At 62.2% G+C, this 14,695-nt stretch carries 16 protein-coding genes; 5 read left to right on the top strand and 11 right to left on the bottom strand.

The genetic code is table 11. The features are described 5' to 3' along the window. Position 1 precedes the first annotated feature (1 nt). The 7 genes from AC07FD_RS04125 to AC07FD_RS04095 form a co-directional block, all read right to left on the bottom strand. Positions 2-898: a class II glutamine amidotransferase gene (locus tag AC07FD_RS04125; RefSeq protein ID WP_478348759.1), complete on the bottom strand. Its 897-nt coding sequence runs from the start codon at positions 896-898 to the stop codon at positions 2-4. Between the two features lie 85 nt (positions 899-983). Next, positions 984-1,313, bottom strand: a complete 330-nt coding sequence (locus AC07FD_RS04120) for a hypothetical protein (RefSeq protein ID WP_478348758.1) — start codon at positions 1,311-1,313, stop codon at positions 984-986. After that, complete coding sequence (locus AC07FD_RS04115; RefSeq protein WP_478348757.1) at positions 1,310-1,999, bottom strand: hypothetical protein; 690 nt, start codon at positions 1,997-1,999, stop codon at positions 1,310-1,312. The genes AC07FD_RS04120 and AC07FD_RS04115 overlap by 4 nt, the downstream gene beginning before the upstream one ends. Before the next feature lie 45 nt (positions 2,000-2,044). Then, entirely contained in the window at positions 2,045-3,439 is a 1,395-nt protein-coding gene (locus AC07FD_RS04110) for an APC family permease (RefSeq protein WP_478348756.1), read from the bottom strand. Positions 3,440-3,453: 14 nt separating this feature from the next. Next, the gene (locus tag AC07FD_RS04105) at positions 3,454-3,615 is read right to left on the bottom strand and encodes a hypothetical protein (RefSeq protein ID WP_095088222.1); all 162 of its coding nucleotides are present in this window, start codon (positions 3,613-3,615) and stop codon (positions 3,454-3,456) included. A gap of 32 nt (positions 3,616-3,647) precedes the next feature. Further along, on the bottom strand, positions 3,648-4,025 hold the full coding sequence (locus AC07FD_RS04100; protein WP_478348755.1) for a hypothetical protein: 378 nt from the start codon (positions 4,023-4,025) through the stop codon (positions 3,648-3,650). 13 nt (positions 4,026-4,038) lie between these two features. After that, positions 4,039-4,326, bottom strand: a complete 288-nt coding sequence (locus tag AC07FD_RS04095) for a hypothetical protein (RefSeq protein ID WP_095088227.1) — start codon at positions 4,324-4,326, stop codon at positions 4,039-4,041. A 287-nt stretch (positions 4,327-4,613) separates the two neighbouring features. Here AC07FD_RS04095 and AC07FD_RS04090 point away from each other — a divergent pair, with 287 nt between their 5' ends. Genes AC07FD_RS04090 through AC07FD_RS04075 form a run of 4 tightly spaced genes read left to right on the top strand, consistent with a single transcriptional unit; the run spans position 4,614 to position 8,397 of the window. Then, positions 4,614-5,747: an aminomethyl transferase family protein gene (locus AC07FD_RS04090; RefSeq protein ID WP_478348754.1), complete on the top strand. Its 1,134-nt coding sequence runs from the start codon at positions 4,614-4,616 to the stop codon at positions 5,745-5,747. Positions 5,748-5,788: 41 nt separating this feature from the next. Further along, positions 5,789-6,385 (top strand): dimethylamine monooxygenase subunit DmmA family protein, encoded by a 597-nt coding sequence (locus AC07FD_RS04085; RefSeq protein ID WP_478348753.1) that lies wholly within the window; start codon positions 5,789-5,791, stop codon positions 6,383-6,385. Continuing rightward, positions 6,382-7,347: a PDR/VanB family oxidoreductase gene (locus AC07FD_RS04080; RefSeq protein WP_478348752.1), complete on the top strand. Its 966-nt coding sequence runs from the start codon at positions 6,382-6,384 to the stop codon at positions 7,345-7,347. The genes AC07FD_RS04085 and AC07FD_RS04080 overlap by 4 nt, the downstream gene beginning before the upstream one ends. A gap of 9 nt (positions 7,348-7,356) precedes the next feature. Beyond that, positions 7,357-8,397, top strand: a complete 1,041-nt coding sequence (locus tag AC07FD_RS04075; RefSeq protein WP_457153360.1) for a heme-dependent oxidative N-demethylase family protein — start codon at positions 7,357-7,359, stop codon at positions 8,395-8,397. Here AC07FD_RS04075 and AC07FD_RS04070 read toward each other — a convergent pair. Next, positions 8,394-9,119: a helix-turn-helix domain-containing protein gene (locus AC07FD_RS04070; RefSeq protein WP_478348751.1), complete on the bottom strand. Its 726-nt coding sequence runs from the start codon at positions 9,117-9,119 to the stop codon at positions 8,394-8,396. The two genes, AC07FD_RS04075 and AC07FD_RS04070, sit on opposite strands and share 4 nt — an antisense overlap. Positions 9,120-9,433: 314 nt before the next feature. Between AC07FD_RS04070 and AC07FD_RS04065 the strand changes: the two genes are divergently transcribed. Then, positions 9,434-10,792 (top strand): NAD(P)-binding domain-containing protein, encoded by a 1,359-nt coding sequence (locus tag AC07FD_RS04065; protein ID WP_478348750.1) that lies wholly within the window; start codon positions 9,434-9,436, stop codon positions 10,790-10,792. Between the two features lie 15 nt (positions 10,793-10,807). Here AC07FD_RS04065 and AC07FD_RS04060 read toward each other — a convergent pair whose 3' ends face one another. Genes AC07FD_RS04060 through AC07FD_RS04050 form a run of 3 tightly spaced genes read right to left on the bottom strand, consistent with a single transcriptional unit; the run spans position 10,808 to position 14,689 of the window. Beyond that, complete coding sequence (locus AC07FD_RS04060) at positions 10,808-11,614, bottom strand: hypothetical protein (protein ID WP_478348749.1); 807 nt, start codon at positions 11,612-11,614, stop codon at positions 10,808-10,810. A 16-nt stretch (positions 11,615-11,630) separates the two neighbouring features. Further along, positions 11,631-13,613 carry an ABC transporter permease gene (locus AC07FD_RS04055; RefSeq protein ID WP_478348748.1) on the bottom strand — a complete coding sequence of 661 codons (1,983 nt, stop codon included), beginning with the start codon at positions 13,611-13,613 and terminating at the stop codon, positions 11,631-11,633. Then, complete coding sequence (locus AC07FD_RS04050) at positions 13,610-14,689, bottom strand: quaternary amine ABC transporter ATP-binding protein (protein ID WP_478348747.1); 1,080 nt, start codon at positions 14,687-14,689, stop codon at positions 13,610-13,612. The genes AC07FD_RS04055 and AC07FD_RS04050 overlap by 4 nt, the downstream gene beginning before the upstream one ends. Positions 14,690-14,695: the final 6 nt, after the last annotated feature.

Raw genomic sequence — 14,695 nt, 5'->3', positions numbered from 1 at the left:
CTCAATGCTCCCAGAAATAGACGGTTGCGGGCTCGGGTTCCCAGACCCTCGCATTGTCTATGCCGGGCAGTTTGGTCAGCGCGCGATACTCCGAGCCGAAGGCGACATACTGGTCGGTCTCGGCCATCACGGCGGGCTTGCAGGCGATCGGATCGCGCACGACGCCAAAGCCGTTCTTGGTGCCGACGACGAAGGTGAAGAAGCCGTCGAGGTCGGAGAGCGTGCCCGCCAGCGCTTCGCCGAGATTCTTGCCATGCGCCATCTGCGAGGAGAGATAGGCGGCCGCGACCTCGGTGTCGTTCTCGGTCTCGAAGGTCATGCCTTCGCGGATCAGTTCGCGGCGGACATTGTTGTGGTTGGACAGCGAACCATTGTGCACCAGGCACTGGTCGGCGCCGGTCGAGAACGGATGCGCGCCCATCGTCGTCACCGCCGATTCCGTCGCCATGCGGGTATGGCCGATGCCATGCGTGCCGGTCATGCTGCGGACATCGAAGCGGTCGACCACCGCCTCCGGCAGGCCGACCTCCTTGTAGATTTCGACCACGTCGCCGGCGCCCATGATGCGGATGTCGGGGCGCAGCGCCTGGATCGCCTCGCGCGCCTCGTCGATCTTGGCAGGCGTGGTCCTGACGACCGCATGGGTCGATTTGACAGTGATCGTCACCGGCGTGCCGATGGCCTTGGCGAGTTCGGCCTCGAGGCCGCGGAAATCGCGCTCCGGCTTGGCCGACTGGATGGTGATCTTGGCCTCATTCCTGGAAGGCGCGCCATAGATGGCGATGCCGGCGCTGTCCGGACCGCGATCGCTGAGCGAGATCAGCATCTGCGACAGCATCGAGCCAAGCTGGGGTTCCAGCGACTTGTCCTTCAAAAACAGTCCGACAATTCCACACATGTCAGCCTCCCGGTGTTTGCAGCTCTGAGATGATGTACCGAATGAGTCTCCCGAATTCAATCGTATGAAAAAAATATTCCTCCAGTTACGTATGTGTCTCAATGCCGCTCTGCGCACCATCATTGTCTCGCCGAACCTTGTGAACCCATTTGGCGGTGCGGATGCGGGCTATTCTGTAGGCGTCGAGGATCGACAGCGCATAGATCAGGAAGCCGCCGGCATGACGGCCGACGAAGCTGGCGTCCGGCGGCGCGATCTTGGCGGTGACCCATGCCAGGATCACCATGAAGAAAAGAAATTGCAGGCCGCGCACCGGCACGCCCAGAATGACATGTCCGCTTGCCGGCAGCACGATTGCCGCGCCGAGCACCAGATACGGGTTGGGTGGGGCGGGTACAGTGACGGAACTGCTCATGCGGCCTGCCGATCGCTTTTGTTGATGGCGTCGCGAAGCGCCGACACCGATACCAGCAGTCTTTCGATCAGCGTTGCATCGAGTGTCGAATCCCCAAATTCGGCTTGCCGGAACACGCCGTAGCGTGCCCGCTCGGCCTCCGCGAGCAGCCAGACGATGCGTATGCCCTTGGGCGTGATCAGCAGCTCCTTGGCGCGCCCTTCGGAGAAGATCTCGACATGGCTGGCGATGATAGCTTGGGGAAAACGCGCGCCCCTGCGGTCGGTGCGCAGCACTGCTTCGGCCGGAAATCCAGGAGCCTTCGGCAGCGTATGGTCGAGATGATCGAAATTGGAGAAGGTCGTCGGCGAGCCGGGCCGCATCATCATGTCGAAGGTGCCGGGCACCGACACGGCCTCGGTGATCGAGACGCTCAGCCAGCGTGCCGGAAGTTTTCGTGTTGCCAGCGTATCGACGATCGTGCGCACCTGGACGTGTCGGCCCTTCCAGGAACCTTCCCATGTGATGACACCGGCGGTGCCGTCCGAAACATCGGCAGCGTCGGCAATGACGGTACGAACGCTGGCATGGCCGATGGCGAGCGCCACTGACGCCCTGTTGCGGCTGGCGCGTGCCAGCCAGGCAAGATGAAGGACGAGGGCCAGGACAATTGCCCCGGCAAAGAGTGCTGACGTCACCTCGGACATTTTGTCATGCCTGGCCCGTCCAGGTTCCGGACGGGCCTACTCCCATCAATAACCCTGCGGCTTCGGCCACGGCATGGTGAACTGATCGCCACGCCGCACGAACTTGTAGCGGTAGAAATGGAACCATAGCGAGATCAGGAAATAGAAGGCGACCATGGCGATCAGCTGCGAGCCGAAGCCGAGGAAAATGGCGAAGAAGGTCACCACACACAGGCAGAACAGCACGATCGCCGGCAGCGGATGGAACGGATGCGTGTAGCCGCGGCGGATCGAGCCGAGCGGCCATTTCTTCCTGAACATGATGATGTTGATGCTCATGAACGTGTATTGCAGCACGCCCGACAGGATCGAGAAGGTGATCGCCTGGTTGAGGTCGGCGATGAAGGCGAAGGCGAGCGCGATCGGCAACAGGAACAGGATCGAGCGATAGGGCGTGCGATATTTCGGATGCACGGCCGAGAACCATGTCGGCAGATAGCGGTCGCGGCCGAGCGAGAACCAGGCGCGCGCCGCGTCGTTGATGCAGCCATTGGCGGAGGCAAGTGCTGCAAGCAGCGTCGCGATGAACAACAGGTTCTCGAGCAACGGGCTGCCGGTCAGCTTGCCGGCGTCCCACAGCGGGTAATAAGTGATGCCCAGATATTCCCACGGCATCATCGAGGCGCAGACATACCAGGTCATGGCGGCGGCGATCAAAAGCGTGATCATGCCGGCCATCGTGCCGTAGGGCAGCGAGCGGGCCGGCGAGCGCACTTCCTCGGCGGCCTGCGTCGTGCCCTCGATGCCGAGATAGTACCAGATGCCGAACTGGAAGGCGGCGATGACGCCGATCCAGCCATAGGGCAGGGCATTGGCGGGCGTGACCAGTTCGTTGAGCTTCAGCACGGCGCCCTGCGTCCACGGGCTGACCGAAAAGAACAGGATGACGATAGAGATGTAGGCGATTGCGGTGATGACGAAGTTGACGTTCAGCGTCATCAGCACGCCGCGATAGTTCAGCCACGCCAGCACCACGATGGTGGCGGCGATGAAGGAATTGTGGGTGAGCCCTTCGACCCCCGCCTTGGCGACGATGGTGTCGCCGAGCAGGATGGCGTCGGACACTTCGAGCATGGTGTAGGCAAAGACCAGGAACAGCGCGACATTGAAGGCCATCAGCGGCCCGACAATGTGCTTTGCCTGCGCATACTGGCCGCCGGCGGCGGCGACGGTCGATGTCACTTCGGAATCGATCATCGCGACCGAGGTGTAGAGCAGTCCGACGAGCCAGCAGACGATCAGCGCGGCGAGTGCGCCGCCCTTGTCGGCGGCAAAATTCCAGCCGGTGAATTCGCCGACCAGCACGATGCCGACTCCGAGCGCCCAGACATGGGCCGGGCCGAGCACCCGCAGCAGTGAGACCCTGTCCCCGTGGATTACCGGTTCAAGTGTGATCGTCATTGTTCAATCCCCACTCATATCCGGTGTTTTTCGGAAACGGCTTCCAATTCGCCTTCGCGCGACGAGGTCAGCACCTCTTCTGAGAAGGTCGTGTCGACCTTGAACCAGTCGTAGAGCATCCACAGGGCAAGCACGATCGAGATGCCCCAGCATGCGTAGGAGAGTGCCATCCACATGATCGTGTCCCCCGATTGTTTTTGGAAAGTTTTTACTTGTCGTCGAACTTTTCGTTGATGACTTCGCGATATTCGCGGTCGGAGGCGCGGAACAGGAAGACGAAATAACCGACAAGCACCGCGGCCATGATGATCAGCGTCGGCCAGTCGATGACATAGTGGAAGCGGTTCTGGATGATGTCGTGCGCGGTCTCGGGCGTGTAGCCGAGCTTTTCCCAGATCGAGGCCATGGTCGCGTTCTGGCCGAGCGCCTCCCAGGTCTTGGTATCGAGTGCGTCGATCGATTTCGCCGCACCCGCCAGCCCGAGTTTCAGCGGCAGCCACAGGGCGACGAAGATGGCGACGACAACGACGACGATATCGAAAATCTGTCCGGCCTTGCTCTGCTCCGGCGGTTTGTAGCGCGACATATCTTCTACCCCTTCAGGACTTGCGGTTGCGGAACGCGTCGGCGTTCTTGATGTCGAGCCCGTAGATGAAGTCCTTGTCTTCCTTGTAGTGCTTGACCATCGCCAGGATGGCGGCCGTGTTGAAGATCAGCACGGCGGCCGCCGCGATCGCGACGACGACCTTGATGCCGCTGTCGGGGATGTATGGCCACGTCATGAGGAGGACGAAGAGGATCGTCGCCCACAGGCAGACGATCAGGAGCACGGATCCGCGCACATCGGAACGGTACAGCGCTTCAATGCGCTGCTGCATGTCTGACATCGGTTTTCCCCTTTTTCCGACGCCCGGTTCCGAATCCACCGCGCGTCGCCATCTTTCAAGAGAGTGAAATTTTTTTCATAAATTCCGTCCGATTTCAGCAATTGTCAAGCCGATTTTACGTTGGGTTAACCGTTTGCTGCGTGCGACCGATTTTGCCTGACAATGAAATTAATTGCTTATGGGTATTGCGGCGCCCGAATGTTTGCGGTCAATATTCGGCCAAAGCCCCCGCCACTGCGCAGGGGGCAGGGAACAGCAAACGATTTTTCGAAACGGAGGACGAGCGGATGACGGCATCCTGGAGATTTTCAACCCTGGCGGATCGCCATCGCGCCCTTGGTTCGAAGCTCGAAGACTGGAGCGGCATGGGGACTGCCTGGACCTACGACAAGGACGCCGACGAAGAGTACGTCGCCATCCGCACCAAGGCCGGGCTGATGGATGTTTCGGGCCTCAAGAAGGTCCACATCATCGGGCCGCACGCCTCGCACCTGATCGATCTGGCCACCACGCGTGACGTCGAGAAGATCTATCCCGGCAAGTCGGCCTATGCCTGCATGCTGAACGAGGCGGGAAAGTTCACCGACGACTGCATCCTCTACCGCACCGGACCGAATTCCTGGATGGTCGTGCATGGCTCCGGCACCGGCCATGAGGAGTTGCAGCGCGCTTCCGTCGGGCGCGACGTCTCCTTGCGCTTCGATGACAATCTGCATGACCTGTCGCTGCAGGGGCCGACCGCTGTCGACTATCTGGCCAAGCATGTGCCTGCTATTCGCGATCTCAACTATTTCCATCACATGCAGACGCAGCTGTTCGGCTTTCCGGTGATGATTTCACGCACCGGCTACACCGGCGAGCGCGGCTACGAGATCTTCTGCCGTGGCCAGGATGCCGGCACGATCTGGGACAGGATTCTCGACGAGGGCAAGAGTGCCGGCATCATTCCGTGCCGCTTCACCACGCTCGATATGCTGCGCGTCGAGAGCTACCTCTTGTTCTATCCCTACGACAATTCGCAGAAATACCCGTTCGACAACGAAGGTCCCGGCGACACGCTGTGGGAGCTCGGCCTCGACTTCACCGTCAGCCCCGGCAAGACTGGCTTCCGTGGCGCCGAGGAGCACTACCGCCTCAAGGGCAAGGAACGCTTCAAGATTTATGGCGTTCTGCTCGACGGCAAGGAGCCGGCCGACGAGGGCGCGCCGGTCTATCGCGACGGCAAGAAGGTCGGCGTGGTGACCTGCGCCATGTATTCGCCACTGGTGAAGAAATCCATGGGCATCGCCCGGCTCGACGTCGACTGCGCGGTCAAGGACACCAAGCTCGAGATCCGCAACAAAAGCGGTTCGATCAAGGCGACGGCGCAGCCGCTCCCCTTCGACGATCCCAAGAAGACCAAGCGCACGGCCAAAGGTTGAGGCATAATCAACAGCGAGGGGTTCGAGGCACGAAGACTTAAATGGCAGCCAAAAGCATCATCAGCCGGCCCGTTTACGGAACGCTGTCTCCACAGCCCGGCAAGCACCATCTTTTCGTTGCAGATGCGGAGGGCGCGCTGGCGATAGGGAAGATGGCCGAGCGGACCCCGCCAGGGTTTTTCGACGGGGCCGAAATCGTCTTCATCCCTGGCCCTGACCGCAAACACGTTGCCGCGCTCGAAGCGCTTAAGCCGGCGCAGTTTCATGAGGCGCCGTCCTTTGCCAGCCTGCTGCCGCGGCTCAGGCAGACGCTGGCCAATGCGCATATGGGCCTGCGCCTCTATCTCTCCGGCACCGAAGGCCTGATCGGCCAGGCAATGCAGGCCGCCCTTGAAGACGGCATCGATCACACCTCGATCCAGACCGAGCATCGCGGTTCGCTGGCACGGCGCATGCAGTGCGTGCATTGCAAGGGCATCACCGAGAACGTGACGACGCAGCCGGCGACCTGCGCGCATTGCGGCCTGCTGCTCCTGGTGCGCGACCATTATTCCAGGCGCATCGCGGCGTTCCAGGGTGTCTGCATCAACGCCGAGGATCGCAGCGAGATTCCTCCGATGGAGGAGATTTTTCGATGAGCACCGGAACAACAAAACTCGATGTCGTGGTCAGCGATGTGGTCCCGGTCAACGACCTCGTCACCCGCTTCCATTTCCGCCGCCGCGACGGCCAGCTCTTGCCGACCTTTTCCGGCGGCGCCCATGTCGTGGTCGAGATGCGCGACGGCGAGCGCACCCGGCTCAATCCCTATTCGCTGATGGGCTCGCCGCTCGACACGCGCGAATATACGATTAGCGTGCGCCGCGACGATGTCGGCCGCGGTGGCTCGCTGTTCATGCACAGGAATGTCAAGCCTGGCCATGAAATGGTAGTCAGCTATCCGGTCAATTTGTTCTCGCTCGACCTGCGCGCCAAAAAGCACCTGATGCTGGCCGGCGGCATCGGCATCACGCCGTTCATGGCGCAGACCGCGCAGCTGGCGGCGGAAGGCGGCAATTTCGAACTGCACTACACCTGCCGCACCGCCTCGCTCGGCACTTATGCCGAACTGCTGCGCGAGCGTTACGACCGGCGGATAAGGCTCTATCATGACGACCTTGACGAGCGCATCGAGCTCGACCGGCTGTTGTCGTCGCAACCGCTCGGCACGCATCTCTATGTCTGCGGTCCTGCCGGCATGATCAACTGGGTGCGTGAGCGCGCCGCCACCCTGGGCTGGCCGTCGGAGACCGTGCATTTCGAGCATTTCGCGGCACCCCAGCCCGGGCTGCCGTTCGACGTGACGCTTGCCGTCAGCGACAAGACGATCAGGGTCGATGAACAGCAGAGCCTGCTCGAAGCGATCGAGGCAGCCGGCGTCGATCCGCCTTATCTCTGCCGTGGCGGCGTCTGCGGCCAGTGCGAAACCAATGTCATCTCGTATGACGGCAAGTTCATCCACAACGACCACTGGCTGAGTGAGGAAGACCACCGCTCGGGCTGCAAGATCATGCCGTGCGTGTCGCGCTTCGAGGGCCGGTCGCTGGTGCTGGAAAGATAGGAGGCGAGCTTGGGAATCACCTTTCGCAAGGAAACGTTCCGCGACGATTTCACCTTCAAGAACAGCCCGGAGCACATCCGGCGGTTCCCGTTCCCGTTCCACGAAGACGCCTACATGTATGCGGTCAACATCGAGCCGCATGTCGTTGGACCCAAGGGCAGCGTGCTGGAAAACCTGATCGACGTCGACGAGCACTATGTTGCCGAGATGCAGGACCGTGCGCTGGTGCTGGCCGAGGATCCGCTGCGCTGCCAGTCGCTGCCGCACATGACGCTGGCCGGCTGGGACCTGCTGGAACTCCTGATGGAGCAGCAGGCGCTGGGTTATCCCGAGCATTTCACGCTGACGCGCGACGGCGATCGCTGGCGCTGGATCAACCGGCCGCTCGGCATCGACGACACCTTCACCTTCGGCGACACCTCGACGCTGCCCTACGGGCCGATGGAGTACATCACCCGGCAGAGCCAGGGCGATTTCTGCATCCTCGACCAGCGCGACGGCAATCTGTGGATGGATGCCGGCATGGTCACCACCCAGGCCGACTGGTCGCTCGACTTCGACATCGGCATGAACTTCTTCGAATGGCACGCGCCGGTGCCGCTGGCGCATGAAAAGGGGATTTTCACCCGGGCGCTGAAATTCCTCACCAACATCCAGCAAGGCAAGCCGGCGCGGCGCCTGAATTGGACGATGACCATCAATCCGCGCCTCGATACCAGCCCGGAAAATTATCACAAATGGGGTCCGGACCGGACGACGGTGACGCCGGAGAATGTCGGCGACAAGGTGCACCTGCGCGTCGAGTTGCAGAGTTTCTGGCGGCTGCCGCGCTCGAACGGCATCGTCTTTCCGATTCGTTGCTATCTGATCAAGATGGACGAACTGGTGACGCAGCCGAAATGGGCACGGCGCCTGCACCGCGTCATCCGAGACCTTCCGGACGAACTCGCCAACTACAAGGGCCTGACGCGGTATCGCCCGACACTGGTCGAGTGGCTGTCGAAGCTCGACGACGGCAGTCCGACATCGCCGGGCTTCGGGCCGGACTAACCCGCGCTGTTCTGCGGATAGCAGATGATCGAGAGGTAGCGCATCGGGAGCTGCGTCAGCTGTTCGGGCCCGTGCGGCGCGTCTGCGTCGAAGAACAGGCTGTCGCCGGGCTTCATCGGATAGAGGTTGCTGCCATGCCGGTAGACGACCTCGCCTTCGAGCATATAGAGAAACTCCATGCCCTCATGCTGGAAGGTCGGGAACACGTCCGAATCCTCGGTCAGCGTGATCAAATAGGGTTCGACGACGACGCCGCTGGTGTTGGAGCCGATATGGCCGAGCAGATTGTACTGGTGACCGGCGCGCGTGCCGCGACGCTCGACGTCTAGCCCTTCGCCGGCCTTGACGAAGACGGCGCTGCGCTCTTCCTCGAAGCGGCGGAAGAAGGCGGTGACCGGAACGCCGAGCGCCCGCGACAGCGCCTGCAAGGTGGTCAGCGACGGCGAGGTGATGCCGTTCTCGATCTTCGACAGCATGCCCAGCGAAATGTCGGTGGCGACCGCCAGATCGGCGACGGTGATGCCGAGCTTCTTGCGGAACGCCCGCACCTCGCGGCCGATCGCGACCTCCAGCACTTTTTCGCGGGTGTCGCGAATGGCGTGCGGGTTCTGCGTCAGCGGCGCCCGGATGGTCTTGCCGTCCGACGAAACCTTGGGCAGCGGCTTGGCCTTTGCGCCGGCATGGCCGGCACCAGGCTTGGGATCGGAAATCTTGTTCGCCATGTCGCCCTCGGACTCTGCGGATTTATTTCACTCTAGGTGAACATGTCAGGTGCCGATACATGAGCGCAACCGCGACGGCAAGTCGCCTGAAGGCGCATGCACCCGATCCCGTGTTTGGTCGCGCGAGGTTTTGCGCGAAATCCTCACAGCTGAAACGCTGTTTCGACACAGGAACTGTTGACAGCACGAACGGGCCAATTACTGTCCTGTGAGTGAAATTTGTTTCGTAAGAGCAATTCCAGGAAAAGTGTGAAACGGTTTTCCGTCCGGGATTGCGTCAAACAAAAAGTCGAAATCAGATCGGGAGGCCTGCAATGAAAAGTCGCGTTGCCGTTATCGGAGCCGGGCCGTCCGGCCTGGCACAGCTCAGGGCCTTCAAGTCGGCCGCCGACAAGGGCGCCGACATTCCCGAGATCGTCTGCTTCGAAAAGCAGTCCGACTGGGGCGGCCTGTGGAACTACACCTGGCGCACCGGCCTCGACGAGCATGGCGATCCCGTGCACGGCTCGATGTACCGCTACCTCTGGTCGAACGGACCGAAGGAATGCCTGGAATTCGCCGACTACACCTTCGAGGAGCATTTCGGCCGGCCGATCGGCTCCTATCCGCCGCGCGCCGTGCTGTGGGATTACATCAAGGGCCGCGTCGAGAAATCCGGCGTGCGCAAATGGGTGCGCTTCAACAGCCCGGTGCGCATGGTGACCTTCTCCGAGACGACGAAGAAATTCACCGTCACCGCGCATGACCGCACCAACGACATCACCTATTCGGAAGAGTTCGACAATGTCGTCGTCGCCTCCGGGCATTTCTCGGTGCCCAACGTGCCCTATTTCGAGGGGTTTTCGACCTTCAACGGCCGCATCCTGCACAGCCATGATTTCCGCGACGCCATGGAATTCAAGGGCAAGGACATCCTGATCATCGGCCGCTCCTATTCGGCCGAGGACATTGGTTCGCAGTGCTACAAATACGGCGCCAAATCGATCACCTCCAGCTATCGTTCGAAGCCGATGGGTTTCAAATGGCCGGAGAACTGGAAAGAGGTGCCGCTGCTGCAAAAGGTCGTCGGCAAGACCGCCCATTTCAAGGACGGCAGCACCAAGGATGTCGATGCCATCATCCTGTGCACCGGCTATCTCCACTCCTTCCCTTTCCTCACCGAGGATCTGAAGCTCAAGACCGCCAACCGCATGTGGCCGGACGGGCTCTATGAGGGCATCGTCTGGGAGAAGAACCCGAAGCTGTCCTTCATCGGCATGCAGGATCAGTTCTACACCTTCAACATGTTCGACGCGCAGGCCTGGTTCGCCCGCGACGTCATCATAGGCCGTATCAAATTGCCGTCGGCCGAGGCGATGGCCGCGCACGGCGCAAAATGGCGGGCGCGCGAGGAAACGCTGGAAGACGCCGAGCAGATGATCTGGTTCCAGGGCGACTACACCAAGGAATTGATGGACCAAACCGATTATCCAGGCTTCGACGTCGAGGCGGTCAACAAGACCTTCATGGAGTGGGAGCACCACAAGGGGGAAGACATCATGAGCTTCCGCGACCACGCCTATCGCTCGCTGATGACCGGCACCATGGCGCCGCTGCACCATACGCCCTGGCTTCAGGCGCTGGATGATTCCATGGAGAGCTATCTCGAGGTGAAAGGCGTCGCGGCGGAGTAGCGAGGCGCGCCGGCTTCAATCCAGCGGATAGTCGGGCGGAGCGTCGGTCTCCGTCACCTTGAGCGACAGCACGTCGCTGGTGTTCGCAAAGTTGGGGCCATCGCCGCGCAGTGCCAGCGTGTCTGCCATCAGCAGGAATGTCATCGCGGCTAGGGCAGGTCCGCCCGGCTCTTCGGGCCATGCGAAGATGCCGTTGGCGTTGGCGCCGAATTTCACATCGTGGCAGACAAATTCGATCTCGATCTTCCAGCATCGCAGCGGCCTGATATCGCCTGGCAGTGGATGTGGCGGGTCGGGAAGCTCGAAATGATTGGCGACAAGGATTTTGGTCGGCACCGCCGGCACGATGCCCTTGCGATTGAAGGCGGCGATGGCGTCGTCACGGAACCGGTCGAGCAGGCCTTGCCCCGACAGCCTGTACGGCTCGCGGAAAAAGCCTCCGGCCCAGACCGACTCGTCATTGTCGTTGGAGATCAACAGGGTGGCACGGAAGCGGCGCAGCCTTGGCGCCAGCGCCTGCCAGTCGCATTCGGCAGGCGTCGCCGGCGTTGCGATGAATTCGTCGAGAAGATCGCCGCCGCGCACCGGATTGCCCAACACCGAGCAGTCTTCGCCGTAGAGATGCCATAGCTGGCGCAGCTCAGCGGCCGCGATGCCGGGTTTGCGCAGCTCCTCCACCGAGGCGCGAACCCGCGCGACGGCGAAGGCCGTCGCCGCCTCCAGCGTGTCGAAGCCCAGGACGAGATGTTCGCCGTCCGGCTCGCCGGTTCTGGCCATGTCGAAAACGAGGACGGTAAAGGGCGGCTCGCCTGGCTCAGACATTCGGCACCAAATTGGACTAACCCAGCCTTGCCCGCGCCTTCGCCGTCCAGGCGTTGAACAGCCGGTCGGCGACGATGCCGATGAAGGCGATGGCGAGGCCGGCGACGATGCCGCGGCCGGAATCGGCCTTGGACAGCGCGATGAACACTTCCTGGCCGAGGTCGCGGGTGCCAACCATGGCGCAGATGATGATCATCGCCAGCGCCATCAGGATCGTCTGATTCACGCCCAGCATAATTTCGGGCAGCGCCAGCGGCAGCTGCACACGAAAGAAGGTCTGGCGCGGCGTGCAACCCGACACTTTTGCCGCCTCGATCAGCGCTGGCGGCACCTGGCGGATGCCGTGATTGGTGTAACGGATGGCCGGCACCACGGCGAAGGCGACCGTTGCGATCATCGCGGTGACGTCGCCGACCCGGAACAGCATCACCACCGGGATGATGAAGCAGAAGGATGGCAGCACCTGCAGCGTGTCGATGATCGGCGTGACGATCTTCTCGAAACGGTCGCTGCGCGAGGCCATCAGGCCAATGGGGATGCCGATCAGGCAAGCGATGAAGGCCGAGATGCCACAGAGATAGACCGTCGCCATGGTCTTTTCCCACAGCCCGGTGATGGCGCAGAAAGCGGTGAGGGCGGCAACCAGGGCCGCGAGCCGCAGGCCGGAGAGCTGATAGCCGGCAAGGGCGAGCAGGCACACCGCGCCCAGCCACGGAAAGCCTTCGCAAAAGGCGCGCAGCGGGTTCAGCACGTTGAGGATCAGCGCCACGCGAAACGCCTCGATCGCGTCGAAGAAGTTGATGGTGATCCAGTTCACCGCTGCCTTCCACAGCGGCGCGGTGGTGAAGGTGATCGCCTTCGGCACGGCCGCGAAGGCGGGCACGAACAGGCCGAGCAGCGTGGTGACTACAAGGATGGCGATAGCCAGCGTCAAATTGGGATAGCGCCGCCAAAAGCTGGGGCTCACTTCCCGGTGGACATGGCCCTTTGCCTGCTTGTGCGCGATCGCCTGGCTCAGCCGGTCGAGTGCAATCGCCAGCGCGACGATGGCGAGACCGGCTTCCATCGCCTCGCCGACCTTCAGCGCGCGTAGCGCCAAGAGCACGTCGTAGCCGAGCCCGCCGGCGCCGATCATCGAAGCGATGATCACCATGTTCAGCGCCAGCATGATCACCTGGTTGACGCCGACCATCAGCGTCGGCCGCGCCGAGGGCAAAAGCACCCGCCACAGTTTCTGCCGCGCCGTGCAGCCGGCCATCTCGCTGAAATCGTCGATCTCGGAGGGCACCCGCGACAGCCCAAGCATCGTCGCCCGCACCATAGGCGGCGTGGCGAAGATGGCGGTCGCGATCATCGCCGAAACCGGGCTGTTGCCGAACAGGAGCAGCATCGGGATCAGATAGGCGAAGGTCGGGATCGTCTGCATCAGGTCAAGGGCAGGGGAGACGATGAGCCTTTCCGCCCATGGTTTGCGCCATGCCCAGATGCCGGCGAACAGGCCGGTGACGATGCAGAAAGGCACGGCGATGGAGATCAGCGCCAGCGTCAGCATGGCGCTGGTCCATTGGCCGAACAGCGCGATGTAGAGGAAACAGCCGCCGACCAGCATGCCGAGATTCCGGCCACCGGCGGCATGCCCGGCAAGGAAGGCAGCAGCGCAGACGCCGACCCAGGACAGGCGCGGCAAGACATAGGCGTCGGCGCCGTGACCGATCTTGAAGTTCTTGGCCAGCAGGTTGAGCGCGAAGTCGAGCGGCACGCCGAGCACCGCGGTGATCGAGCGCGTCAGCCATGACAGGTTCGACTTGATCCAGCCCATCAAGGCGCTGACCCAGTCGGCGACCGGCACGATTGCGCTGGCGGGATAATTGACAGCCCAGGGCAGGCTGTCCTGCAGCAGGAACACGACAAGCACGGCGGCAAGCGCCGAGGCCCAGACGATCAGCCAGATCTGAACCGGACGCGCCCTTGCCTCGCTGGCGCCAGCCGTCACCGTCATGCGCCGGCCCTCGAACGATCGATGCCGGCCAGCAGGTCGATCACCGCTTGCGGCGTGACTTCGCCGATCGGCTTGCCGGTGCCGTTGACCACCGCGAACGGCTTGCCGGCCGAGACGATGCTGGCCGAAAAGCTTGCGATCTTGGCATCCGGCGCAACGGTGCCGCCATGCTCGGCGCCGTCGCAGGCGCGCATCAGGCTACGCGCCGAGATCACCTTGGCGCGGTCGACATCGCGGGTGAACTCGGCGACATAGTCGGTCGCCGGGTTGACCACCAGCTCTTCCGGCGTGCCGATCTGGATGACCTCGCCGTCCTTCATGATGGCGATGCGGTCGGCCAGCCGGATCGCTTCGTCGAAATCATGGGTGATGAAGACGATGGTCTTGTGCAGCATGGTCTGCAGCCGCATCAACTCGTCCTGCATCTCGCGGCGGATCAATGGGTCGAGCGCCGAGAACGGCTCATCGAGAAACCAGATTTCCGGTTTGGTCGCGAGGCTGCGGGCGATGCCGACACGCTGCTGCTGGCCGCCGGAAAGCTCGCGCGGGTAGAAATGTTCGCGGCCACGCAATCCGACGAGCTCGATGACCTCACGCGCCCGCGCTTCGCGCGTCGGCCGGTCTTGTCCCTGGATGCTGAGCGGAAAGGCGATGTTTTCCAGCACGTTGAGATGCGGCAAGAGCGCAAAATTCTGGAACACCATGCCCATCCGGTGGCGCCGCAATTCGATAAGTGCCGCATCCGAGATTTTCAGCAGGTCGTTGCCTTCGAATTCGACCTTGCCGTGCGTCGGCTCGACCAGCCGCGACATGCAGCGCACCAGCGTCGACTTGCCGGAGCCTGAAAGGCCCATGATGATGAAGATCTCGCCCTGGCGGATTTCAAGGTCGACTGCCCGCACGGCCCCAACCAGCCCGGCGGCAGTGACGTCGGCCATGCTGGCCTTGCCATCGCGCTCGCGGATGAAATTAGCCGCGTTCGATCCGAACAATTTCCAGACATTGCGGCAGGCGAGCTTTATCGGGCGGGCATCCTTGCCCGGCTGTGTCGGTGCCTGTTCAGTCCTATCCGTCATCCAATC

The organism is Mesorhizobium waitakense, from assembly GCF_056431085.1.
Note: the sequence above shows the minus strand (reverse complement) of the source record. Positions and strands in the feature narration are given on the sequence as shown.

Bases quoted from the DNA above. Each gene is read 5' to 3' on its own strand.
- AC07FD_RS04085 (WP_478348753.1), top strand. From the start codon at position 5,789: ATGGCAGCCAAAAGCATCATCAGCCGGCCCGTTTACGGAACGCTGTCT.
- AC07FD_RS04070 (WP_478348751.1), bottom strand. From the start codon at position 9,119: ATGGCGAACAAGATTTCCGATCCCAAGCCTGGTGCCGGCCATGCCGGC.
- AC07FD_RS04110 (WP_478348756.1), bottom strand. From the start codon at position 3,439: ATGACGATCACACTTGAACCGGTAATCCACGGGGACAGGGTCTCACTG.
- AC07FD_RS04065 (WP_478348750.1), top strand. From the start codon at position 9,434: ATGAAAAGTCGCGTTGCCGTTATCGGAGCCGGGCCGTCCGGCCTGGCA.
- AC07FD_RS04100 (WP_478348755.1), bottom strand. From the start codon at position 4,025: ATGTCGCGCTACAAACCGCCGGAGCAGAGCAAGGCCGGACAGATTTTC.
- AC07FD_RS04120 (WP_478348758.1), bottom strand. From the start codon at position 1,313: ATGAGCAGTTCCGTCACTGTACCCGCCCCACCCAACCCGTATCTGGTG.
- AC07FD_RS04115 (WP_478348757.1), bottom strand. From the start codon at position 1,999: ATGTCCGAGGTGACGTCAGCACTCTTTGCCGGGGCAATTGTCCTGGCC.
- AC07FD_RS04095 (WP_095088227.1), bottom strand. From the start codon at position 4,326: ATGTCAGACATGCAGCAGCGCATTGAAGCGCTGTACCGTTCCGATGTG.
- AC07FD_RS04080 (WP_478348752.1), top strand. From the start codon at position 6,382: ATGAGCACCGGAACAACAAAACTCGATGTCGTGGTCAGCGATGTGGTC.
- AC07FD_RS04050 (WP_478348747.1), bottom strand. From the start codon at position 14,689: ATGACGGATAGGACTGAACAGGCACCGACACAGCCGGGCAAGGATGCC.
- AC07FD_RS04055 (WP_478348748.1), bottom strand. From the start codon at position 13,613: ATGACGGTGACGGCTGGCGCCAGCGAGGCAAGGGCGCGTCCGGTTCAG.
- AC07FD_RS04105 (WP_095088222.1), bottom strand. From the start codon at position 3,615: ATGTGGATGGCACTCTCCTACGCATGCTGGGGCATCTCGATCGTGCTT.
- AC07FD_RS04125 (WP_478348759.1), bottom strand. From the start codon at position 898: ATGTGTGGAATTGTCGGACTGTTTTTGAAGGACAAGTCGCTGGAACCC.
- AC07FD_RS04090 (WP_478348754.1), top strand. From the start codon at position 4,614: ATGACGGCATCCTGGAGATTTTCAACCCTGGCGGATCGCCATCGCGCC.
- AC07FD_RS04060 (WP_478348749.1), bottom strand. From the start codon at position 11,614: ATGTCTGAGCCAGGCGAGCCGCCCTTTACCGTCCTCGTTTTCGACATG.